This window comes from Enterococcus termitis, assembly GCF_001730305.1.
In the GTDB taxonomy this organism is placed as follows: Bacteria; Bacillota; Bacilli; order Lactobacillales; family Enterococcaceae; genus Enterococcus_L; species Enterococcus_L termitis.
In genome coordinates this window covers 24,702-48,401 of sequence record NZ_MIJY01000047.1, presented here as the reverse complement: position 1 = coordinate 48,401, position 23,700 = coordinate 24,702, and the positions used below count along the sequence as shown (strand labels likewise).

At 38.1% G+C, this 23,700-nt stretch carries 25 protein-coding genes; 24 read left to right on the top strand and 1 reads right to left on the bottom strand.

The features are described 5' to 3' along the window. The first annotated feature begins 21 nt into the window (after positions 1-21). From der to BCR25_RS19065, 5 genes are all read left to right on the top strand, one after another. The gene (der, locus tag BCR25_RS19085; RefSeq protein WP_069665204.1) at positions 22-1,332 is read left to right on the top strand and encodes a ribosome biogenesis GTPase Der; all 1,311 of its coding nucleotides are present in this window, start codon (positions 22-24) and stop codon (positions 1,330-1,332) included. A gap of 246 nt (positions 1,333-1,578) precedes the next feature. Continuing rightward, positions 1,579-1,854, top strand: coding sequence for an HU family DNA-binding protein (locus BCR25_RS19080; RefSeq protein ID WP_010761417.1), 276 nt, complete (start codon positions 1,579-1,581; stop codon positions 1,852-1,854). A 459-nt stretch (positions 1,855-2,313) separates the two neighbouring features. Continuing rightward, positions 2,314-3,360, top strand: coding sequence for a hypothetical protein (locus BCR25_RS19075; protein WP_069665203.1), 1,047 nt, complete (start codon positions 2,314-2,316; stop codon positions 3,358-3,360). Positions 3,361-3,363: 3 nt separating this feature from the next. Then, complete coding sequence (locus tag BCR25_RS19070) at positions 3,364-4,623, top strand: tetratricopeptide repeat protein (RefSeq protein ID WP_069665202.1); 1,260 nt, start codon at positions 3,364-3,366, stop codon at positions 4,621-4,623. A gap of 9 nt (positions 4,624-4,632) precedes the next feature. Next, positions 4,633-5,172 carry a ReoY family proteolytic degradation factor gene (locus tag BCR25_RS19065; protein ID WP_069665201.1) on the top strand — a complete coding sequence of 180 codons (540 nt, stop codon included), beginning with the start codon at positions 4,633-4,635 and terminating at the stop codon, positions 5,170-5,172. A gap of 66 nt (positions 5,173-5,238) precedes the next feature. Here BCR25_RS19065 and BCR25_RS19060 read toward each other — a convergent pair whose 3' ends face one another. Beyond that, positions 5,239-6,129, bottom strand: coding sequence for a YitT family protein (locus tag BCR25_RS19060; RefSeq protein ID WP_069665200.1), 891 nt, complete (start codon positions 6,127-6,129; stop codon positions 5,239-5,241). 162 nt (positions 6,130-6,291) lie between these two features. Here BCR25_RS19060 and BCR25_RS19055 point away from each other — a divergent pair, with 162 nt between their 5' ends. The 19 genes from BCR25_RS19055 to BCR25_RS18965 all read left to right on the top strand — a co-directional run bounded on the left by BCR25_RS19055 (position 6,292) and on the right by BCR25_RS18965 (position 23,658). Next, a complete protein-coding gene (locus BCR25_RS19055) occupies positions 6,292-6,636 on the top strand; it encodes a nucleotide pyrophosphohydrolase (protein ID WP_069665199.1) in 345 nt (114 codons plus the stop codon). Beyond that, positions 6,633-7,421 (top strand): 4-hydroxy-tetrahydrodipicolinate reductase, encoded by a 789-nt coding sequence (gene dapB, locus BCR25_RS19050; RefSeq protein WP_069665198.1) that lies wholly within the window; start codon positions 6,633-6,635, stop codon positions 7,419-7,421. Before BCR25_RS19055 ends, dapB begins: the two co-directional genes overlap by 4 nt. Next, positions 7,418-8,629: a CCA tRNA nucleotidyltransferase gene (locus BCR25_RS19045; protein ID WP_069665197.1), complete on the top strand. Its 1,212-nt coding sequence runs from the start codon at positions 7,418-7,420 to the stop codon at positions 8,627-8,629. The genes dapB and BCR25_RS19045 overlap by 4 nt, the downstream gene beginning before the upstream one ends. A 5-nt stretch (positions 8,630-8,634) precedes the next feature. Further along, complete coding sequence (locus tag BCR25_RS19040; RefSeq protein ID WP_069665196.1) at positions 8,635-9,006, top strand: thioesterase family protein; 372 nt, start codon at positions 8,635-8,637, stop codon at positions 9,004-9,006. Positions 9,007-9,087: 81 nt separating this feature from the next. Then, entirely contained in the window at positions 9,088-9,540 is a 453-nt protein-coding gene (locus BCR25_RS19035; RefSeq protein ID WP_069665195.1) for a hypothetical protein, read from the top strand. Positions 9,541-10,013: 473 nt separating this feature from the next. After that, positions 10,014-10,883 carry a shikimate dehydrogenase gene (aroE, locus tag BCR25_RS19030; protein ID WP_069665194.1) on the top strand — a complete coding sequence of 290 codons (870 nt, stop codon included), beginning with the start codon at positions 10,014-10,016 and terminating at the stop codon, positions 10,881-10,883. A gap of 26 nt (positions 10,884-10,909) precedes the next feature. Continuing rightward, positions 10,910-11,935, top strand: a complete 1,026-nt coding sequence (gene aroF / locus BCR25_RS19025; RefSeq protein WP_069665193.1) for a 3-deoxy-7-phosphoheptulonate synthase — start codon at positions 10,910-10,912, stop codon at positions 11,933-11,935. Between the two features lie 62 nt (positions 11,936-11,997). Further along, positions 11,998-13,059, top strand: coding sequence for a 3-dehydroquinate synthase (aroB, locus tag BCR25_RS19020; protein WP_069665192.1), 1,062 nt, complete (start codon positions 11,998-12,000; stop codon positions 13,057-13,059). Between the two features lie 12 nt (positions 13,060-13,071). After that, positions 13,072-14,238 (top strand): chorismate synthase, encoded by a 1,167-nt coding sequence (gene aroC / locus BCR25_RS19015; RefSeq protein WP_069665191.1) that lies wholly within the window; start codon positions 13,072-13,074, stop codon positions 14,236-14,238. Positions 14,239-14,266: 28 nt separating this feature from the next. Beyond that, complete coding sequence (locus BCR25_RS19010; RefSeq protein ID WP_069665190.1) at positions 14,267-15,364, top strand: prephenate dehydrogenase; 1,098 nt, start codon at positions 14,267-14,269, stop codon at positions 15,362-15,364. Positions 15,365-15,401: 37 nt separating this feature from the next. Then, entirely contained in the window at positions 15,402-16,685 is a 1,284-nt protein-coding gene (gene aroA, locus BCR25_RS19005; protein ID WP_069665189.1) for a 3-phosphoshikimate 1-carboxyvinyltransferase, read from the top strand. Between the two features lie 13 nt (positions 16,686-16,698). After that, positions 16,699-17,199: a shikimate kinase gene (locus BCR25_RS20620; protein ID WP_069665188.1), complete on the top strand. Its 501-nt coding sequence runs from the start codon at positions 16,699-16,701 to the stop codon at positions 17,197-17,199. Positions 17,200-17,211: 12 nt separating this feature from the next. Then, positions 17,212-18,060, top strand: coding sequence for a prephenate dehydratase (gene pheA / locus BCR25_RS20615; protein ID WP_069665187.1), 849 nt, complete (start codon positions 17,212-17,214; stop codon positions 18,058-18,060). Positions 18,061-18,172: 112 nt separating this feature from the next. Then, the gene (locus BCR25_RS18990; protein WP_069665186.1) at positions 18,173-19,312 is read left to right on the top strand and encodes an LCP family protein; all 1,140 of its coding nucleotides are present in this window, start codon (positions 18,173-18,175) and stop codon (positions 19,310-19,312) included. A gap of 75 nt (positions 19,313-19,387) precedes the next feature. Then, complete coding sequence (locus tag BCR25_RS18985; protein WP_069665185.1) at positions 19,388-20,236, top strand: DegV family protein; 849 nt, start codon at positions 19,388-19,390, stop codon at positions 20,234-20,236. A gap of 180 nt (positions 20,237-20,416) precedes the next feature. Continuing rightward, positions 20,417-20,608 (top strand): hypothetical protein, encoded by a 192-nt coding sequence (locus tag BCR25_RS18980; RefSeq protein ID WP_069665184.1) that lies wholly within the window; start codon positions 20,417-20,419, stop codon positions 20,606-20,608. Positions 20,609-20,643: 35 nt separating this feature from the next. After that, the gene (locus BCR25_RS18975; RefSeq protein WP_083242758.1) at positions 20,644-21,126 is read left to right on the top strand and encodes a hypothetical protein; all 483 of its coding nucleotides are present in this window, start codon (positions 20,644-20,646) and stop codon (positions 21,124-21,126) included. A 171-nt stretch (positions 21,127-21,297) separates the two neighbouring features. Next, complete coding sequence (locus tag BCR25_RS18970; RefSeq protein ID WP_069665183.1) at positions 21,298-21,576, top strand: hypothetical protein; 279 nt, start codon at positions 21,298-21,300, stop codon at positions 21,574-21,576. A gap of 27 nt (positions 21,577-21,603) precedes the next feature. Further along, positions 21,604-23,658, top strand: coding sequence for a cation:proton antiporter (locus BCR25_RS18965; RefSeq protein ID WP_069665182.1), 2,055 nt, complete (start codon positions 21,604-21,606; stop codon positions 23,656-23,658). Positions 23,659-23,700 lie beyond the last annotated feature (42 nt).

Sequence of the window (23,700 nt, the reverse complement as noted above, 5' to 3'; positions counted from 1 at the left end):
CTTGTCAAGGAGGTAGTTAGAATGGCAAATCCAACAATAGCAATTGTCGGTCGCCCCAATGTAGGAAAGTCGACAATTTTTAACCGTATAGCTGGTGAACGTATTTCGATTGTAGAAGATACACCAGGCGTTACTAGAGACCGTATTTATACCACAGGAGAGTGGTTAGGACGAGAATTCAGTATTATTGATACAGGCGGCATCGATTTAGGTGACGAGCCGTTTATGGACCAAATCAAACACCAAGCAGAAATTGCGATTGAAGAAGCGGATGTCATCATTTTTGTAGCGAGCGGTAGAGAAGGTGTCACAGATGCAGATGAACTTGTAGCAAAAATTTTATACCGCAGTAATAAACCAGTGATTCTAGCTGTGAATAAAGTGGATAATCCGGAAATGAGAAATGACATTTATGAGTTCTATGCTTTAGGCTTAGGAGATCCGTTTCCAATTTCTGGAAGTCATGGACTTGGAATTGGGGATGTGTTGGACGAGGCTGTAAAACATTTCTCAACGGAGATTGAAGACGAAGATGAAGATACGATCAAGTTTAGTTTGATTGGACGCCCGAATGTTGGTAAATCTTCATTGATCAATGCGATTCTTGGTGAAGAACGTGTTATTGTTTCTGATATAGAAGGAACGACACGAGATGCGATCGATACGTATTTTGAGTCTGAAGAGGGTCAAAAGTTCTTGATGATCGATACTGCCGGGATGCGTAAACGTGGAAAAGTATATGAGAGTACTGAAAAATATAGTGTGATGCGGGCAATGCGTGCGATTGAACGCTCAGATATTGTTCTTATGGTGTTGAACGCGGAAGAAGGCATTCGTGAGCAGGATAAGAAAGTAGCTGGTTATGCGCACGAAGCAGGCCGAGGAATCATTATTGTTGTGAATAAATGGGATACTGTCGAAAAAGAAACCAATACAATGCGGGATTTTGAAGAAGAAATTCGTGATGAGTTCCAATATCTTGATTACGCGCCTATCATTTTCGTTTCAGCATTAACAAAACAACGATTAAATAAGCTTCCGGAATTGATTGAAACCGTCAGCATGAACCAAAACTTGCGCATTCCTTCTGCATTATTAAATGATGTAGTAATGGATGCAATTGCAATCAATCCCACACCAACTGATAAAGGAAAACGTCTAAAGGTCTTTTACGCGACACAAGTTGCTGTAAAACCTCCAACCTTTGTCATTTTTGTAAATGAAGAAGAATTAATGCATTTTTCTTATGCACGATTTTTAGAAAATCAAATTCGTAAAGCATTTACTTTTGAAGGGACACCAATCAAAATTATTCCAAGAAGACGGAAATAGCGCATTTTACCACACTTTTTTCAAATGTACAAATAAATTCATTGAGATATAAAAAAAAATGACATTTTTAGAAAAAACTGGTTAAAAAGCATCAAAAACCTTGCTATTACAAGCTTCCTATGATATCGTGATAACAGAATATTGAACCAAATCAATATTTGTACGTCATTTTTGGACCACTCAAAAATGAACGTAAATTAGATATCTTTTAGATATCCTATCCTTGTGGAGGAGGTGAAATAATCCATGGCAAATAAAGCAGAATTAATCGAAAACGTTGCATCTTCAACTGGTCTAACTAAAAAAGACGCAACTGCAGCAGTGGATGCTGTATTTTCAACAATCCAAGAATCTCTTGCTAAAGGTGAAAAAGTTCAATTAATCGGTTTTGGTAACTTTGAAGTTCGCGAACGTGCGGCTCGTAAAGGACGTAACCCACAAACTGGTAAAGAAATTCAAATCGCTGCAAGTAAAGTACCTGCGTTCAAACCAGGTAAAGCCTTGAAAGATGCTGTTAAATAAGACAGTTCTTAGAACCCTTGACTAGTCAGGGGTTCTTCTTTATTTTGAAAAATGAAAAACTGAGGTAAAAGCTGCTCCATGATCATGGAACTAAAGGCTTTCATCTCAGTCTTTTTTTGCGGATAGGATTCTTTTGGAACATCTTTTCTAAGATACGTTTACCAAAAGAATAAGTCAAATTAGATCGAATCACTATGCTTATTGATCATGAAAGCTTGGATTGCGCTTAGATCCTCATCAGTCATTCTCTTTAAGCAAGATCATTATAAGGGGTAAATAAGGCAATTATATGCTGAAAATTCGTTTTTTTTCAGACGATTGTGAATCAATAATGCCTGTTCTTAAAGAAAGTATAAAGAACGATCCTTTTAGAAAGAGAATGATAGTTTCAGAAAATGGGTTCTCCCTCTTTCAGTTTTCCAGCTAATAATGGTAGAATAAAGAAGAGGGGTGTCGGCAATGGAACGAATATATATTAAAGATCATTTAACAACCACGATTAGTTATGGTGAAACGTTCGCCTCACAGCTTAAAGCAAGTCCGGTGAAAGCAACCCATATTTTTTTGATCACTAATCAACGTTATTATGATTTGTTTGCAGATAAATTGATTCAGTTTTTTGACCTCGGTCAGGAAATCGACTGGTTTATCTGTAAAAATGATGCCTATTGTAATAATATGAGCGAGCTAGAGAATTTGCTAGCCTTCATCTCTGACTTTGATCAACAACAGGATTTTCTATTTTTAGGGATTGGTAATGAAGGTGTTATTCAACTAACTAGTTTTTTACATAGTACATCTGTTTTAACATCAAATTGTTGGCTGTTGCCTTTATCCATTCGAGCGTTAGCAAAAAGTTTGCTTGGAAAAACAACTATCGAGTTGAAGAATCACCCTGCATTAACTACTGAAGTACTTCCAGAAAAGGTTATTTATGATCATACCTTGATCACGGATCATGGAGATGGAAAATTAGTAGACTTTTTAGTTTTTATTCGGTGCGGTATTGTTTCCAGTCATGATTTTTTGAGACTCTTATTCAAAAATTACAGCGAGCGCACCAAGCTAAACCAGCAGTCCTTTACTGGATTGTTAAATGAAATGATTCGGTACTATGAAACGGATGGACACAAAATCGATCAGTTTGGTAAACTATTCGAGCATGGTTTTTTAGAAACGCCAAATGGACACTTACTCTCGCGCCATATGAAACGCCTGTTAGGCTGCTTATTACAAGTGCTTTGGTCGCAAGAAATCAATCAATTTTCCTTTCATTATAAAAACTTCGTGATCTGGTTGATTCATTTAGGGTTTCCTGTTGAGTTTCCTGAACAGATTTTAGTGAGTGATTATGTTGAAGGCGTATTGACATGTGTAAGACAAGGAGAACGAGCACTTCTTTTAACTGAGATTGGAAAAAATGAGCAGTGGCAAGTGCCTAAAGCGGAGGACTTGATTCGGACTGTTGAGAACTATAAAACAATAATAAAAGAAATCAGAGGATAAATAATGACAACATATAGCGAAAAAATGCTGCAAGCATTACATGAAGAAGATCTTGCCCAAGCACAATTGATGCTGGCAGAAGCAATTAGAAACGATGATGACGATACACTTGCTGATTTGGGCGAAGCATTGCTCTCTTTAGGTTTTTTAGAAGAAGCCCAATTCGTATTCGAACATTTATTGACCATTTTTCCAGAAGCAGAAGGATTAAATATACCTTTGGCGGAGATCGCTATTGAAAATAATTTGATCGATGAAGCATTTTCGTATCTTGAAAAAGTTTCTAAAGAAAGCGACAGCTATGTTCAAAGCTTGCTTGTCACGGCAGACTTATATCAAGTGATCGGAATACCGGAAGTCAGTGAAGCAAAATTAAAAGAAGCGCAACGATTACTGCCAGAAGAACCGCTGCTTTTATTTGCTCTAGGAGAGTTATACTTTGTAAACGGACAGTTTGGTGAAGCAGTTCAAGCATATACTACTTTACTTGAAGAAGAAGTAACGGAGATTTCCGGGGTTTCCATCAACGAACGTTTAGGGAGCAGTTATAGTATGGCTGGTGAATTTGAACAAGCGATTCCTTTTTTAGAAAAAGCGATAACAGAGGAGCAGACTGATGAACGCTTATTCCAATTAGCTTTTACTTATCTACAGCTTCATGAAAATCAAAAAGCGATTGCGTTACTCCAACAGTTGAGAGTGTTGAATCCTCATTATCAGGCTCTTTATCTTTCGCTGGGTGAGGCGCTACAAGAAGAAGAGCAGCTGGAAGAGGCAAGAGAGGTATTGGCTGAAGGAATCAAAGAAAATCCTTTCCAAGTAGATTTATATCATTTGGCATCTGAAAATGCGTATCGCCTTCACGACACAGACCAAGCAGAAGCCCTATTAAAACAAGCTCTGGAACTTGGCGAAAAAACGGACGAAACTAGACTGACATTAAGCAATTTATATCTAAATGAACAGCGCTTTGATGAGGTCATAACGGTTATTCAACAGTTAGAAGAACAAGGACATCCCTATGCTGAATGGAATCTCGCACATGCCTATAATGAGTTGGAAAAATTTGATCTCGCCAAGGTTCATTATGAACAAGCGTATCAAGAACTGAATCATGAACCAGATTTTTTAAAAGAATATGCAGTGTTCTTACGTGAAGAAGGGCAGCTGGATAAAGCAAGAGAGCTGCTGCAACATTATCTTCACCATGAACCTGGAGATACAGATGCACAATCATTACTGGATGATATTGAAGAAAGATAGGTGATGTCAATGTTTGTCAATGTCTCGGATAAAAAAGAATTTTTACTTTGGTTAGTCAATAATGTGTCCTTTAGTCAAAGAGAAGTTTTATGGATTTTAAATTATTTGATCAATCATGAAGCTATCTTGAACAATGTTCATTTTGTGGAACAATCAAATAAGACGGTTCGCGGGTTAAAGGTAACTTCAAGAGAATTAGAGGAAGAACCAATCAAATTGTTTCTTTCAGGGAAAGAGTTTTCGGATACTGATCAAATTTTTCACGAAATCCGAATGAACTGGAAAGAAGCGTTATATGTCGAATGTGCATTTGACGGTTCTTGGCAAAATAGTCAATATTTATCGATTTTAGAAGATAATCCTTATGCTCGTTGGAACGAACAGGTCAGTGAAGAAGTCGTGGAAACGATCAACAATTTTTTTGCTCATGAAGAAAAGCAAGCCAAAATGGATTTGTTATACAGCCAAATTGATCTTGCGTTGGAAGACAATAATTACGAAGCATTTCTAGAATTATCAGATGAATTGAACCATTTAAAAAATTCATAAACAGAAAAACTAAAAGAGAGAAAAACAAGCGCGTATAAACGGTTGTTTTTCTCTCTTTTTTATTGGTCAATTCAACGCTTTCTTTTTCTTAAATAAAGATTTGGCAGGGCGTGCATACGTAAAACCTTCGCCGATTGCTTCATGCACATTAATGACTGAAATAAAAGCTTTAGAATCTATTTCATGGACGATCCGTTTGATTTCCATCAATTCACTGGGACTTACCACCATATAGAGAACTTTTTTCTCTCCTTGGGAATAGCCGCCTTGACCATTTAAATAAGTCACCCCTCGTTCCAAAACAGCCATAACCACTTCGCCAATATCCTCAGTGTGGTCAGAAATGACAAGCATCCCCTTAGCAGCGTAAGCTCCATCCAGTACAGAGTCGACAACACGACTAAAAACAAAAGAAACGATCAGTGTATACATCATTCGTTTTACATCAATGTAGCTCAGGGAAAGAACCAAAACTAAAATGTCAAAAATCAACAGCGAACGTCCCATGCTAACACCGTAATGTTTTTCCAAAATACGGGCAATAACATCGGTACCTCCAGTTGTACCGCCAACGCGATAAACAAAACCGCTACCAATACCTGCTGCTAACCCAGCGAGTAAAGAAGCAATCAGCAAATCATGATCCAAGTTGACCTCAATCGGGAATCGTTGCCAAAGCCATAAAAAGACCGATAAAGAAACGGTACCTAAAATAGTATAGTAGAAAGAGTGTTTACCAAGGACTTTTCCGCCAATCAAAATCAATGGAATATTGATGATCAATGTTGAATAGGCTGGATCGATCTGGAAAAGTGCCCGTAAAATCAACGTGATCCCTGTCACACCGCCCTCTGCTAAGTCATTAGCAATATTAAATGTTACCAATCCAAAAGCATAAAGACACGTTCCAGCGAGAATCAACAAAACATCCTTAACATAAAATCTTTTTTCCTCCATACTATTCACTCCCCAATAACTCATGATCCAAATCAGCAGTTTCAAAGCCTCTGCTGATCATATTCAGTACTCACTTTATCATTCTCATCTTAAAACAACAAGCAGAACCTTTCCAGATGACGAAGTTTTTGTTAAGATGAATAGTAAGAAAGGTTGAGGTGGATGAACGATAATAATCAGTCACTGCATTCGATGCAGCAAGAAGTAGACGAGTATATTCAACAGTTTAAAACAGGTTATTTTTCTCCCTTGAGTCAGATGGCTCGTTTAACCGAAGAAGTTGGAGAACTCGCGAGAGAAATCAATCACTATTACGGTGAAAAACCAAAGAAAGCTAATGAGAAGCCCAAAACAGTGTCAGAAGAACTAGGAGATGTCCTTTTTGTAACGATGATTATGGCCAACTCTCTAGATATAGATTTAACGGAAGCATTTCAAAAAAATATGGAAAAATTCAATCAACGAGACAAGTATCGTTTTGAACGAAAGGATGGACAGACAGAATGATTAAAATTTTAGTTGCAGGTTTTAAAGGTAAAATGGGCGCTACAGCAACAAAAATGGTTATAGATCACGAAGGTTTCGAATTAGTAGGTGTATTGGATCCGTTTGAAGAAAAAGATAATCTTCAAGAATTGCCTGAGTATGCCACGCTGGATGTCCCTATCTTTAAAACAAAAGAAGAGGTCATTTCAGTCCAGCCAGATGTTTGGATCGATTTCACTATTCCAAAAGTGGCTTATGAGAATACACGCTTTGCGATCGAACATCATATTTCGCCAGTTGTTGGCACTACTGGACTGACAGAAGAACAGTTAGAAGAATTGACCGCTCGTTCTGAAGAGCTACAGGTTGGTGGATTGATTGCCCCGAATTTTGCTGTAGGAGCTGTTTTAATGATGCAGTTTGCTCAAAAAGCAGCAGAATATTTTCCAGACGTTGAAATTATTGAGCTTCATCACGATAATAAACTGGATGCACCAAGTGGTACGGCCATTAAAACTGCTGAGATGATGAGTGAGGTTCGTAAGAAAAAAACTCAAGGTCATCCTGAAGAAAAAGAATTATTAGCAGGCGCACGAGGAGCTGATTTTGACGGAATGAAAATTCATAGTGTTCGTTTACCAGGATTGATCGCTCATCAACAGGTTCAATTTGGCGGTATTGGCGAAGGACTGACAATTAGACATGATTCCTATGACCGTAGTTCTTTCATGACAGGTGTAGCTCTTGGCTGTGAAAAAGTCGTTCAGCTGAATACATTAGTTTATGGATTGGAAAATCTCCTATGAAATTAGAGGAGGTACCAGAGGAATTTACCAAAGCTGCTAGTATTCTGACTGAGATTCAATCACATGGGTATGAAGCCTTTTTTGTTGGTGGAAGTGTTCGAGATGCCTTGTTGCATCAGCCGATCCATGATGTAGATATTGCAACAAGTGCCTATCCAGAGGAGATCAAGCAACTATTTAAACGGACGATCGATGTCGGAATCGAGCATGGAACTGTTCTTGTTTTGGCTGGTGAGGAGCAATATGAAATCACAACCTTTAGAACGGAATCCACTTATCAAGATTTTAGACGACCTGACAAGGTCACTTTTGTTCGATCTTTAGAAGAAGATTTAAAGCGAAGAGATTTTACGATCAATGCGTTGGCAATGACAGTTGAAGGGGAGATCATTGATTTGTTTGATGGCGTTGCTGATTTAAAACAGCAGGTCATTCGGGCTGTTGGTAATCCCAAAGAACGTTTTCATGAAGATGCTTTACGAATGATGCGTGGATTACGTTTTGCCAGCCAGCTGGACTTTACGATTGAGGAAAAAACATTGGCTGCGATTCAAGAATTCCATGCCTTATTGGAGAAAATCTCTGTGGAAAGAATTACAGTCGAATTCAGCAAGTTATTACTTGGACAGAACCGACGAGCTGGTCTACGTCCTTTTATTGAAACGGAATGCTATCAGTATTGTCCAGGGTTAAAAAAATACGGGGCTGAACTACTGACCTTTACTGAATTACCCAATAAAAAAATAGATTCTGAAGCTGAAGTTTGGGCTTTATTGACCCATACAATGGCTTTAAAAGAAAATGAATTACGCGGATTCTTAAAAAAATGGAAATTGTCTAATCAGATGATTCACGAGATACAACAGCTATTTTATGGGTTGAATAAACGACTGCTTACTGATTGGAAGCCAATGGATCTATTCAATTTAGGCCTAGAAGCTGCTTTATCTGTAGAAAAATTATTGTTTTATTATGGACAAAAGAGTAAACTTGAAGAAGTAAGGGAACGTTACGTAAACTTACCGATTCATGATCGAAAAGAATTAGCCGTTTCGGGCAATGACTTATTACAATTTTTTGATAAAAAACCTGGAAAATGGTTAGGAGACTTGATTCAAGTATTGGAATCTGCTGTAGTAAACGGAGAAGTTGAGAATAGCCAAAGTGCGTTGACTATGTACGCCAAAGACAAGATTAGTGAGGAGTGAGAAACTTGGAAGAATTTTCAAAATCATTTATTGTTGGTCCAAATGATACAGCAAAAAGAATCGGTTCTGGAGATTTAGAGGTGCTCGCTACACCGATTATGATTGCAATGGTCGAGAACACTGCAAAAGAATGGCTAAACAATGAATTGGCGGAGAATGAAACTAGCGTAGGGACACTGATCAACGCGAAGCATTTACGACCATCAAAAATCGGTGCGGAGCTACTAGTTAAAATCAAGGTAGAGTCAAAAGAGCGTTCGAAAATCAATTTTTCATTCGAAGTAATAGATAATGATCGTGTAGCAGCCTCTGGAAACCATCAAAGAGCTGTTATCTTAACCGACGAATTTTTAAGTAAATTAGCGCTTTCTAAATGATGAAGCGAATAGAGTGACCTAGGCTAAAAGTTATGCTAAACTTAAAAATGTATAAAATATTTCAGTGAGGAGACTTATATTATGAGTAGAGAAATGACAGGATTGAAGTTTTATTTTAGAAATGGCGAAACTTGGACGATTGGTCGTCGTTTTATCGGAGATCTATGGATCAAACAAATTACAACAAGTTTTGGACGTATTCACGGAAGTGAATTTATGGAAATCCACCCATGTGAAGGGTTTAAAATCGAAATCTTCCAAGAAGGTGATCATGTTCAAACACACGATATCAACCTTGGCGGACTTGAACTAGGAATGTTTGCACGTGCGTTGAAGTATGAAGATATCGAACGTATGGAAATCCTATACAAAACAGGTACACCAGATTTAGTTTATTTCCCATACAAAGATAAAACTGATGAAGGGTTAGACAATGTCTACCAATCAACGAAAGTTAGCGAAAAAACAAAAAGCTTATACATCGTGATCGATCCAAAACAAACGGTTGAAGATGTTTACGGTGAAGAATTATAATTTAAATTTCAAATGTTTGAGTGATCACTTATCAAGTGATTGCTCAAACACTTTTTTTATGAGTAAAGAAAGAATACATCGATCCAATTAAAAGAGCAAGTTTACTATTTTCACATCGCCTGAAAAGAAAACTGTTGACACTGATAAAATTGAGGTATATACTGAGAACAATTCTTAAATAATCAGTTACGGAGTGATTCATATGTCAATTTTGAAGCATAACCAATTACAACTGAATAATTATTACTTTAGCTATTTTAGATGAGTTTGTGTTCATAAACATTATGGATGCAGACTGACAAGTTTGTATCTATGATGGCTAGGGAATTTTGAGATGACTTTCAGCCGCGTAGATGAGAAATCTATAGTGGCTTTTATTTTACCTATTTTTTGCAAGGTGTTCACTGTAGATTTTTCTGAAAATTTACGTGAACCCTTTTTTTGTTGAAAAGATTGTTAGAGGAGGAGATGTGATGGAAAATAAGATTACAGGAAATACTCGATTAGCGGCTTTGTTTGCTACACCGATTCGGCATAGTGTTTCACCGATAATCCACAATACTGCGTTTCAAGCATTAGGAATCGATGCGGTCTATCTGGCTTTTGAAGTAGGTCCAGATGGATTGGAACAAGCAATTGCTTCAATCAGAAATTTGGATATGCTAGGTGCAAACTTGTCCATGCCAAATAAACTTTTAGCTGTGAATCACATGGATAAATTAAGTGAAGCTGCTCGTTTGATCGGTGCCATCAACACGATTACAAATCAAGACGGTTTCTTAGTCGGGCATAATACAGATGGTATCGGCTTTATGAGAAGTTTACACGATATGAACGTTACCATTATTGGTCACAAAATGACTGTTCTTGGCGCAGGAGGTGCTGCTGCAGCGATCATTGCGCAAGCTGCGTTAGATGGGGTTAAAGAGATCGCTGTATATAACCGAAATAGTCGTTCTTATGAACAAGCCAAAGCTAAATTACGTTATATTGCAGAGCAAACAAACTGTCGAATCACATTGAATGATTTGGCAGACGAAAAAGCATTGGCTCAAGATGTTGGTGAAAGTCGTCTACTACTAAATACAACGTCTGTAGGTATGAAACCATTAGAAAAGGCAACACCTATTCAAGATTTTTCCATTATCGGCCCGGATTTAGTCGTTTATGATGCTATTTATACCCCAAGAGAGACTGCCTTTTTAAAACAAGCCCGCTTACGTGGTGCACTGACAGCAAATGGGTTAGGCATGCTGCTTTATCAAGGAGCGGAGGCTTTTAAACTATGGACAGGGCAAGAATTACCAATAAGTATTGTTAAACCAATTATTGAAAAAAATTAAAATCGAACCTAGAGGAGAGAATTACAATGATCGTAATCATGAAATCAGAAGCAACAAAAGCTCAAATCAAATCCGTTATTGAACGTGTCAAAAAAGAAGGATTAGAAGTTCATCTAAGTGAAGGAAAAGAACAAACAATCATTGGATTGGTTGGAGATACACGTAAAATGCAAGATGTAGCATTCAATAGCTACGATGGGGTTGAAAATGCAGTACGCATTTCATTGACATACAAACTAACAAGCCGCGAATTCCATCCAGAAAATACAATCGTGGATGTTGATGGCGTTAAAATTGGTGATGGAAGTATGACCATGATGGCAGGACCATGTTCGATCGAAGGACTAGATCAAATTCGGGAATGTGCAAGAATCGCCAAAGCAGGTGGAGCAACAATTTTACGCGGTGGAGCCTTCAAACCAAGAACGTCACCATACGCATTCCAAGGATTGGAAGAAGAAGGCTTGAAGTACATTCGTCAAGCAGCGGATGAGTTTGACATGAAAGTTATTACAGAAGTTATGGACGAAGGACATATCGACATGATTGCTGAGTACAGTGACATCTTGCAAATTGGTGCACGGAATATGCAAAACTTTAAATTATTACAGGCTGTTGGAAAAACTGGAAAACCGATTGGCTTGAAACGTGGAATATCTGGTACAATTGATGAGTGGTTGAATGCTGCTGAATACATTGCAGCACAAGGGAATTTCAATGTAATTTTTATTGAACGTGGTATTCGTACGTACGAAACTGCTACCCGCAATACGCTGGATTTGAGCGCTGTTCCGCTGATTAAAAAATTGAGCCATTTTCCAATCATTGTTGACCCAAGTCATGGTGTTGGTATTTGGGATCTTGTTCCATCAATGGCTAGAGCTGGAGTAGCTGCTGGCGCTGACGGTTTGATCGTTGAAATCCATCCAGATCCAGTTAATGCTTGGTCTGATGGCCCGCAATCGTTAAACGAAAAAACATACATGCGGATGATGCAGGAAGTTCACATCATGGAAAAAGCAATGAAAGAGATCAAAGAATTAGATGAATAAAAAGACGAACTAAATAATTGAATAGAATCATTCTTCCAATCAAATAGAGGAGTTGAACCAAAATGAAATTAACTGTAACGTTACCAAATCATTCATATGATTTGACGATTGAAAAAGGCTTGTTGAATCACATTGGTGAGTGGGCTGCTAAAATATGGACACCGCAAAAAGTAGTGATCATAACGGATACTAATGTTCAGCCTTTATATGGTGATCAGGTTGAAAAAAGCTTGAAAGAAGCAGGATTTGAGCCCTCAACGTTTGTGATTGAAGCCGGAGAACAGAGTAAATCATTAGCGACAGCTGCTGAAATCTATGATTTTTTGGCGGAAGAAGGTTTAACAAGAAGTGATGGTATCGTTGCTTTAGGTGGAGGTGTTGTCGGAGATTTAGCTGGCTTTGTCGCTTCTACTTACATGCGCGGACTCCATTTTTTACAAGTGCCAACGACACTTTTGGCACAAGTTGACAGCAGCATTGGTGGTAAAACAGCAGTCAACACGTCAAAAGCCAAAAACCTAGTAGGAACATTTGCACAACCTGATGGGGTGTTGATTGATCCACTCACCTTGAATACCTTGGAGCTTAGACGTGTGCAAGAAGGTATCGCAGAAATCATCAAATCAGCAGCGATTGCTGATAAAGACCTTTGGCAACAATTAGCCTCAATGAAAGATGAACAGGATCTGATCGATCATGCAGTTGAAATTATTGCAGCTTGCTGTAAAATCAAAAGAAAAGTAGTTGAAGAAGACGAATTGGATCACGGCGTTCGTTTGTTGCTAAACTTTGGTCATACGATCGGGCATGCATTGGAAAACACTGCTGGCTATGGGAAGCTGACACATGGTGAAGGGGTGGCGATTGGAATGATCCAAATCACCCGAATTGCTGAAGAAAAAGGGTTGACACCTGCTGGAACGACAGATCAATTAAGACAAATGATCCAAAAATTCCATTTACCGACTACATCTGATCATTGGGATAAACAGACACTTTATACAGCGCTGACCCATGATAAAAAGACGCGTGGCGGAAAAATCAATATTATTTTACTAGAAGCAATCGGAACAGCCAAAATCGTTCGTATTCCAATTGAAGAAATGAAGAGTTATTTAGATTAGGGAGGAATAAATATGCGTTTTATTACTGCGGGAGAATCTCACGGACCAGAACTGACAGCAATTATCGAAGGTTTACCAGCTGGCATGCCATTATCACCAGAAGATATCAATATTGAGTTAGCAAGAAGACAAGGCGGCTATGGACGTGGCGGCAGAATGCTGATCGAAAAAGACCAAGTCAAGATTACTTCAGGAATTCGTCATGGTAAGACATTAGGTTCGCCAGTAACACTTGTTGTCGAAAATAAGGACTGGAAAAATTGGACTTCTGTGATGTCTATCGAAGAAGTATCAGAAAAAGAAAAGAAAATCCGCCGTGTCAATAAACCACGTCCAGGGCACGCTGATTTGGTCGGTGGGATCAAATATCAACATGATGACCTACGAAACGTACTAGAACGCTCATCTGCTCGTGAAACAACGATGCGTGTTGCTATTGGTGCAGTTGCAAAGAAATTATTGAAGGAACTGGATATCGAAGTTGCAGGACATGTAGCTGTTTTAGGCGGAATCAAAGCAGAGATTCCAGAGAATTTAACTGTTTCTGAAATTCGTGAACGCTCTGAACAATCGGATGTTCGTGTGCTAGACCCTTCCGTTGAAGAAAACATGCGGCAGTTGATCGATCAAACGAAGAAAAATGGAGATACGATTGGTGGTGTAGTAGAAGTTGTGGTTGGCGGCGTGCCAATCGGTTTGGGGAGTTATGTCCAATGGGACCGCAAATTAGACGCAAAAATCGCACAAGCTGTTACGAGTATCAACGCCTTTAAAGGTGTGGAATTTGGTCTCGGCTTTGAAATGGGAAATCGTCCAGGTAGTCAAGTGATGGACGAAATCATTTGGGATAAAGCAACTGGCTATACTAGAACTTCAAACAATTTAGGTGGATTTGAAGGTGGAATGACAAACGGAATGCCTATTATCGTCCGAGGCGTAATGAAGCCGATTCCTACACTATATAAACCGCTGCAAAGTGTCAATATCGATACAAAAGAACCTTATAAAGCAAGTGTGGAGCGCTCTGACAGCACTGCTGTGCCCGCTGCAAGTGTGGTATGTGAAGCTGTTGTTGCTACAGAAGTTGCACAAGCAATGCTAGAAAAGTTCGGCAGTGATGCGTTTGAGCAAATGAAAAAGGAAGTAACAGATTATCGTCGCTATACTCAATCGTTTTAATCAAATCATAAATGGAGAGTGATGCGAGATGAAAAAAAGAGTACTAATTGTTGGTTTAGGGTTAATTGGCAGTTCATTGGCTTTGTGTATCAAAAAGAAGCATCCTTCAGTAACGATCATCGGTATTGATCTTCAAGAAGCATCAGAAGACTTTGCAGTAAAACGGCAAATTATTGATCAAAAAGGGCGTTCTATAAATGAAGAAGCTGTAAAAGCAGACATCATCTTTTTGTGCACACCAGTCAAAAATACATTGGCACAACTAGAGCTTCTTAGTTCTCTACCGTTAAAAGAAACAGTCACTATCACTGATGTCGGTAGTACTAAAAAAGAGATTCTTGATAAAGCTTGTGACTTAAATTTAGACTGCTTTATTGGTGGTCATCCTATGGCAGGCTCACATAAATCAGGGGTCACTGCGGCAGATGAAAATCTTTTTGAGAATGCTTATTATATTCTCACAACAACCGAGCAAACGAAGCAAAATAATTTGAATGATTTGAAGCACTTATTACAAGGAACTAGAGCAAAATTTGTTGTCCTAAGTGCAGAAGAACACGATCAAATAACAGGAATGCTTAGCCATCTTCCTCATATTATTGCGGCAGGATTAGTCAATCAAAGTAAAGGATTCAATGAAAATCATCCTCGCTCACGACAATTAGCGGCTGGAGGATTTCGTGACATTACTAGAATTGCATCGTCAGATCCGCAAATGTGGACAGATATTTTGTTAAGTAACAAAGAAGCTTTGCTAGAATTGATGAAAAATTGGCAAGCAGAGATGGAGCAAGTTGCAAAGTGGATTGACACAGAGAATAAACAAGCTATTTTCCAATTTTTTTCTGAAGCAAGAGAAACTAGAAATCAACTTCCAGTTCACAGAGAAGGTGCGATTCCAGCATTTCATGATTTATTTGTTGATGTGCCGGATGTACCGGGAGTGATTGCAGAAATCACTGGACTTTTAGGTAAAGCCGATCTTTCATTGATCAATTTAAAAATTCTTGAGACTCGCGAAGATATTTTTGGAATTTTGCAGTTGACGTTTAAACGAGAGAAAGATGTTAAAAAGGCCAGAGCATACATTGAACAGCAGACAGCCTATGTTTGTTATGAAAAATAAATCAGAAGTCTAGTTATTTAAATCGAGGAGGGATAGTTTGAAATTAGCAGTAAATCAAATGGGGTTAAAAGGAGAAATCAATATTCCTAGCGATAAATCAATTTCGCACAGAAGCATTATGTTTGGAGCAATCGCTAATGGAACGACGACTATCAAAAATTTTTTACGTGGTGATGATTGCTTAAGCACATTAAAAGCCTTTCAGGATTTGGGCGTTAAAATTGAAGATGATGGCGATATAATTACAGTGCATGGCACTGGTTTCAGCGGCTTGAAAGCAGCAGAAAATGCGATCAACGTGGGAAATTCTGGCACAACGATTCGCTTGATCACAGGAATTTTGGCAGGTACAACATTTACTACGGAATTATTTGGTGATTCATCTATTGCCAAACGTCCGATGAATCGGGTGCTGTTGCCGATCAATCAAATGGGCGCTGAATGCTCTGGTCATGATGATACAGAGTTTCCGCCATTGACAATCAAAGGAACCAATCACTTACAGCCGATTCGTTATGAGATGCCTGTTGCCAGCGCACAAGTAAAATCAGCAATTTTATTTGCAGCTTTACAAGCTAACGGCGAGTCAGTGATTATAGAAAAAGAAAAAACGCGCGATCATACAGAAGACATGATTCGTCAATTTGGCGGCGAAATTACTGTTTCAGGCAAAGAAATCCGAATCAACGGTCCGCAACAATTATCAGGGCAAGCAGTCAACGTACCTGGAGATATCTCGTCAGCAGCTTTTTTCCTCGTTGCAGGATTGATTATTGAGAATAGTCGGATCGTTTTGAATAACGTTGGACTGAATCCAACTCGTACAGGCATTCTCGATGTGATCGAACAGATGGGCGGAAACTTGACAATCGAAGAAACTGGGGACAAGGAGAATAAAGCCGGTAAATTAACCGTTGAAACTAGCGCGCTTCATGGCATCGAAATCAGTGGTGAAATCATTCCTAGACTGATCGATGAACTTCCAATCATTGCACTTTTAGCCACACAAGCACAAGGAACGACGGTCATTCGCAACGCTGAAGAACTAAAAGTAAAAGAAACCAACCGGATAGATGCTGTTGCAACTGAGCTTAACAAAATGGGTGCATCGATCGAACCGACAGAAGATGGATTGATAATCCATGGTAAAACAACTCTACATGGAGCAACAGTGACTAGTTATGGAGATCATCGGATTGGCATGATGCTGCAGATCGCTGCACTTTTAGTCAAAGATGGATCCGTAGAACTGGAAAAGTCAGAAGCGATTTCAGTCTCCTATCCTACTTTTTTTGAAGATTTAAGTAAATTGTATCAATAGGCGGTGGTAAAGAATGAAGGGAATTATTTTAATTGGTTTTATGGGATCTGGTAAATCCACTATTGGAAAATTGCTCGCACAAAAAACAGGGATGGAACATATTGATTTTGATGATCTGCTTGTTCAAGAAATTGGTATGTCCGTTCAAGAGTTTTTTGATGAATATGGAGAAGCTGCTTTTAGACGCGAAGAGACAAGCCTGCTGAAACGTTTTTTAGATCACGAGCAAGTGATTTCTACTGGCGGTGGCATTGTTTTAAGACCAGAGAATCGCGCCTTATTAAAGCAAATGGCACCAGTGATTTATTTGCATACTGAACCAGAGACCTTTATTTCAAGAATTAAAAATGATCAGAAAAATGTCCGACCCTTGATTTTATCTAAAACGCCAGAAGAAATTCAAGACGTGTTTACCCCGCGCATCCCTTTTTATGAAGAGAGTGCGAGTTTAGTGATTGCAACAAGTGAACGAACTCCTGAAGAAATTGTTCAAGAAATTTTAGAAAAAATATAAGTAGGTGAAAAAATGAAAGTGGGTTTTTTAGGACCGGAAGCTTCTTTTACACATAACGCAGCGAAAACGGCTTTTCCTAGTGAAGCACTCATTCCTTTCCATTCGATCCCAGCCTGTATCAAAGCTGTAGAATTTGGCGAGGTAGACCTTGGTGTTGTTCCAATTGAAAACACTATTGAAGGGTCAGTAAATACAACTGTAGACTACCTTTTTCATCAAACAACGATTCCAGTAGGAGCTGAAATTGTCTTGCCGATTTATCAGCAGTTCATGGTTGCGAAAAAGAATCAAAAAAACTGGCGGCAAACTGAGCGGATTTTATCGCATCCTCAAGCGCTGGCTCAATCACAAGAGTTTATTCGGGCATATTTCCCAAATGCATTATTAGAAGCAACACCATCAACAGCCTATGCCGCTAGTTTCGTTGCTGAGCATCCAGAACTGAAAATTGCCGCAATTGCACCAAAAAAATCAGCAGAAACCTATGATCTTGCTGTTGTAGGAGAGAATATCCAAGATGTCGCAAGTAATCAAACGCGTTTTTGGGTAATTGGTGCAGAAAAGATCAGTTTACCACTCAATGTAGAAAATGAAAAAATGACGATTGCTTTGACAATGCCAAATAACATGCCGGGCGCTCTTCATAAGGCATTGTCAGTATTTAGTTGGCGAGATATCGATTTAAGTAAAATCGAATCACGACCATTAAAGACCACGCTTGGAGAGTATTTCTTTTTGATCGATCTCAATGTTCAACAACCTCAACGCTTACTCGAAAATGCGCTGGAGGAATTGCGTTTAATGGGCGGCACAGTCAAAATATTCGGTAAATATAAGGTCCATTTGATAGATGGCGTATAAAGATCTGAAAAGGTCTTTTTATTTTTTGTTAAATTTTTAACGAAGCATTAGGATTTTAGTGTAAAATAAGGTATGCTTATTAGTGTTGTAAATTGTAAGTGAGGTGGAAGTAATGAGCCGAGTGGATCGTTATAAACATATACATGATAAGGCAAAACCAATAGAAGAAAAGAAAAGCTTTAACCCTAGAAAAGAGAAGAGCTATAGTGAAGAATCAACCTATCGAGAATCAGAATATTCTTCAGAACCAACAATAGAACCGGAAATAGACGAGGGATCGAGAACTAGCTTTGAAGATCCAAAAGCTAAGAAACGATTTTTTAAGAAAGATAAACCACCAAAAAAACCGAAAAGAAAAAGAAGATTTAGCTGGCCGAAAAGAATTTTGCTGGCATTATTGCTAGTGATTGTTTTAGCAGTCGGTTTTTTCTTCAAAGGGAAATCGTTTGCTGAAAATGATGCATCATTACCAAAAGAAGCGGTTGAAACATTTAATGGGGTGAAAAGTTCGAACGGAGCGCATAATATTTTAATTTTAGGTAGCGATACGCGAGGAGAAGATTCCGGTCGAGCAGATACAATCATGGTGCTGCAATTAGACGGTCCATCTAAAAAGCCTAAATTGATTTCATTTATGCGGGATACCTTTGTCGATATTCCCGGATATGATGCCAATAAAATAAATGCTTCGTATGCTTTAGGCGGAGCAGATTTAGTTCGTCAAACACTTGCAGAGAATTTTAATATTCAGTGTAATTATTATGCAAAAGTTGATTTTCAATCCTTCGAGAAGATTATTGATTCCATGTTCCCTAAAGGCGTGAAATTAGATGCTGAAAAAGATCTAAATCTAGATGGCGTGGACATTGCTCAAGGCAATCAGAAAATGGATGGACACACGCTGTTACAATATGCTCGTTTCAGAATGGACGAAGAAGGAGACTTTGGCCGTGTGCGTCGTCAGCAACAAGTGATGAGTGCTGTAATGGGGCAATTAAAGAATCCGTTGGCGTTACTTCGTACCCCGGAATCACTAGGCCGATTAGTAGGCTATATGTCTACAGATGTACCCACTAGCTTCATGGTAAAAAACGGACCTTCACTATTGTTAAAAGGCGGCAGTGGAATCGAACGTTTGACTGTTCCCGTAGATGATTCGTGGCAAAATGTTGATTATGACTATGCGGGTAGTGTTCTTCAAATCGATCTTGATATGAATCGTTCTGCTATTCAAAATTTCCTTGACCAATAAGTATTTTATTTAAATGTCAGGTGATTTATGCTATATTTATAATACCGTGTAAAATTATTGAAACGAGGTTACAAAATGAAAATCGCTATTGTGACAGATAGTACCGCTTACTTACCTGAGCGAATAAAGAATTCTCCTGATTTATTTGTTATTCCGATACCCGTCATCCTCGATGGTAAAATATATAATGAGGGCATCGATATCGAAGCAGATGAATATTATAGCTTATTAAATAGTAGCAAAGAATTCCCGACAACTTCACAGCCTGCTTTAGGTGAAGTCATTGATTTATACGAACGAATTGCAGCAAAGGGCTACGATACAATCATCAGCATCCATCTTTCCGCTGGGATCTCTGGTTTTGTTAATACATTATTTACATTAACAGAGGCAGTGAAAGGCGTGACGCTTTACCCATATGATTCTAAGATCACAAGTGTACCGATGGGACACATGGTAGAGGTCGCCCTTGATTTGGTTCAAGAGGGTGCTAGTTTAGAAGAGATATTTGCTCGTTTGGATATCATCAGAGACAATACCTACGCATATTTGATTGTTGATGATCTGAATAATTTAGTTCGTGGGGGCCGTTTAACAAACGGTGCAGCTTTGATTGCCGGTCTCTTGAAGATCAAACCAATTCTAACTTTTGAAGATGGAAAAATCGTATTATTCGAAAAAATTCGTTCTAGTAAAAAAGCCTTTACCCGAGCTGAAGAAATCATCGGCAAACGAGAAAAGGAAATCAATCGTCCCGTTAAATTATATGTGATCCATGCAAATAACTTAACTGTAGCAGAGGAAGAAAAAGCAAAACTTGAGGAACAATATCCAGATGCAATTATTGAAATTGGTCATTTTGGTCCTGTTATCGGGACTCATTTAGGTGAAAAAGCAATAGGGCTTTGTATTTTAGCTCAATAATAGGATATAGGATGGGGTGAGACGGTTCGTTTTGCTTCATCCTATTCTTTTCATATCGTTCACAAGAAAAGAAATAATGTGCTACAATAAATGACAAGTTCTATTTTTCAATAAAAATAACAGTTCGATAGTCATTTTTCTTTAAAAGTAAGGTATACTTAAAGAAAAGGAGGCGAGTGGATGAATCTAATTGAAGAACGATTGCAAAAAGAAAAAATGAAGCAGGTTCAACTGCTCGCAGCATACTACCAAGTGATTAACCGTTTGCCCCTTGGAGATCAAAGGGATCAAATGATTCGAGACATCCTCGCATGTAAAGATAAAATAAAAAAAATCAATCAACAATTAACAGAATTAAATACAAAAGAATAGCGCATAGAAGCTGTTCTTGTTAAAAGGAGCAAGTTTTGATTATAGACTTTTTTACCGTTTTGCTTACTATTTTTGTTTTACTCATGTATATCTATTTGATTTTGGTCAGAAAAAGTATAGTGATAAAAAGCACTAGAAAAAAAATCGTTTATGTCCTTGTATTCGGCTCTAGTTTGGTCGTTATCCTACTCACTGTTGGTATGGAGCGAAGTTTGGATCAACGGATTCGGGGATTTCTAGCTGTTTTACTTATTTTTAGTTTTCTATTAGATACGAAAGGTTTTTCTGATGATCGTTTGATTTTAGGGCCGTTTGATCGCAAGGGAGTCCTTTATCAAGATATAGAAAAAATAGCTTTGTTATTAAGGGGAGAAGAAATTCGCCTGAACTTTTTCAAAAATGGTCGTAGAGGTCCGATGATGAGCTTTTCGATTCCTTTAGAAGAACTACTGGCATTCCTTTCGGATCGTTTAACTGAAGAAGCACAAATCAATATACTTGTTGATGAAGAGAACTAAGAAAAGGTGGAAATGAGGTACGAATCAACGTACGTTGTTTTCACTTTTATTAGAGTTTCAAGAGAATAGGGTAAAAGAAAATTTTTTTTCAAAATAATAAGAATTTTTGATAGGTATTTTTCAAACAGTTTGCTATAATGTGTCAGAGAAATTCTGAAAGGAAGTATCATTGTGCATAAAGAAATAGAAGAACGGCTTGCTGAATTAAAGGAAAAATATAAACAACTGCCTCCTGAGAAAAAAGCAGAGTTGGAACGCCATATTAAAAGGAAAAACTTCCTAAACTATAAAAAGATCGAATTGATCAAGTCTGAATTATTACGTCTAGAAGCTCGTCGGGCACAATTAGAGCTCTGTGACAAAGAAAAAGAGCTTGGCTTGATCGAGAAAAAAATCAGCTGCAAAAAAGAAAAGTTATTGCGCTGTTTAGACAAACAAATGATTAAATAAAACCATTTGCCAAAAGGGGGATACGAGATGGAGTTTGTTTATTTAATTATTGTATTTGCTTTTGCTATTACCTTTTCTAATGTCTTTAATCGAATCGTCCCAATTATTCCATTGCCGATTGTTCAGATTATTGTTGGCGTTTTGATCGGTGTTACTGAAATTGGGCATGAAATAGTATTTGAACCAGAGATATTTTTAGTAATGATCATTGCTCCGCTGTTGTTTCGCGAGGGTGAGAGAAATGATATCCGATCTACGTTGAAAAATTTTAGTGTCATTTTATTTTTAGCGTTTTTCGGCGTGCTGATCACGTTGATCAGTGTGGGTTGGGCTTTACATATGATTATTCCAGCCTTACCACTTGCGGCTTGTTTTGCCTTAGGGGCTGCCTTAGGCCCTACTGATGCTGTAGCAGTTGGTTCATTGTCTGGAAAAATCCAAATACCAGAAAAAGCGATGCATATTTTAGAAGGAGAAGGACTAATCAATGACGCTTCAGGCGTTACAGCGTTTCAGTTTGCTTTAGCAGCGCTATTGACAGGTTCTTTTTCAGCAACAGATGCTGGTATTATGCTGATCGTTTCTAGTATTGGTGGTGGAGTTGTTGGTGTACTTTTAGTTATGATCAAAAGACAAGTCGTTATGATTTTAGAAAAAGCTTCAGCGAGAGATGTAACAGGCTATTTATTATTAGAGTTGCTATTGCCATTTTTGGCTTATATGGTAGCAGAGCTGTTCAATGTTTCAGGAATCATCGCAGCTGTAGCTGCTGGGGTCATGCAGGCCGCAACTTTCAAAAAAGTATCGTTATTTGAAGCTGAGTTGTCCAGTGTTTCAGAGAGCACTTGGGGAACGATCACATTTACCTTGAACGCCTTAGTATTTTTATTTCTAGGTGTAGAATTATCGCAAGTGTTTTCGCCGATCTGGAACAGCGAAACCTATTCAAACAGCTTTTTAATGCTGGTCATTTTACTTTTAAGCGTAACCTTATTTTTCGCTCGTTTTCTATCGATCTTTTTGATCTATAGCGTGAAAAAAGGCTTAAAAAACGTATGGCAGTCTATGAATGAAATGCTGATATTGACGTTTGGCGGAGTCAAAGGAACAGTCAGTTTAGCAACTATTTTTATTTTACCATTAACAATAAACGGACAAACCTTTGAAGAACGCTCCTTACTTTTATTCATAACGGCATGTGTTATCTTGGTCACTTTGGTTGGAGGCATTCTCGTTTTACCGTTTTTAACTGAGTCTGACGAAGTAGAGGAAATCAATCCACACGGAATTACTTTGTTGCAGGAAGTTATTGAAAAACTGAAAGTAATCAATAAGGAAGATCCTCACGTTGAAATGAATGTCGTGATTGAAAACTACCAAGATCGTTTAAAAGAATTGTATACCAGTCAATTACCTTCTGATCAAAAACAAGAAGTACAGGAATTACGTGCGTTGATTGTCTCTATTGAAAGAGATGGTTTGGAAGAAAGTTTTCGCCAGCATGAAATCGATGTCGAGGGCTATCGTTTATATGGACGTCTGATTTCTCGAATGGAACGCTCAATTGCACGTCAGTTACTTTCTATAATAGGTTTTTGGCTACTATTTGTACGTCAGATCATTGCCTTCTTTGTCCATCCTAAATTCTTGTTTGCTCACAATAATGAAGAAAGTAGACGTGAATTTCAAAATGAAGAATTAGAAAATGTTCGACAAGTCTTTATACAGAACACTGAAGTTATTCTAAAAAGTTTGGACAATCTAAAGGGTGTTTATGATGATGAAATCATTCGTTTTTTCATTGACAGCCGACTACAATTAGCTCAACGACTCGAAGACGGAACATTTATCGATTCCTTTATTGTTCGTTCTCAATCGAATTATGTAAAAGAACTACTGATCGGATACCAAGAAGAACGAAAAGTAATTGATGACTATGAACTGTGCGAAAAAATCACTTCGTTAGAAGCAAATGAATATCGAAAAAATGTCAATTTGTTAGAATCGTACTCGATCAATGACGATTCAAATACTATTCCATTTAGAAAATGGCCGAAAAAAATGAAAAAAGAAGCTGACTAAGAAAACAAGCTTCTTTTTTTTACTTATTTTTGATACAATAGG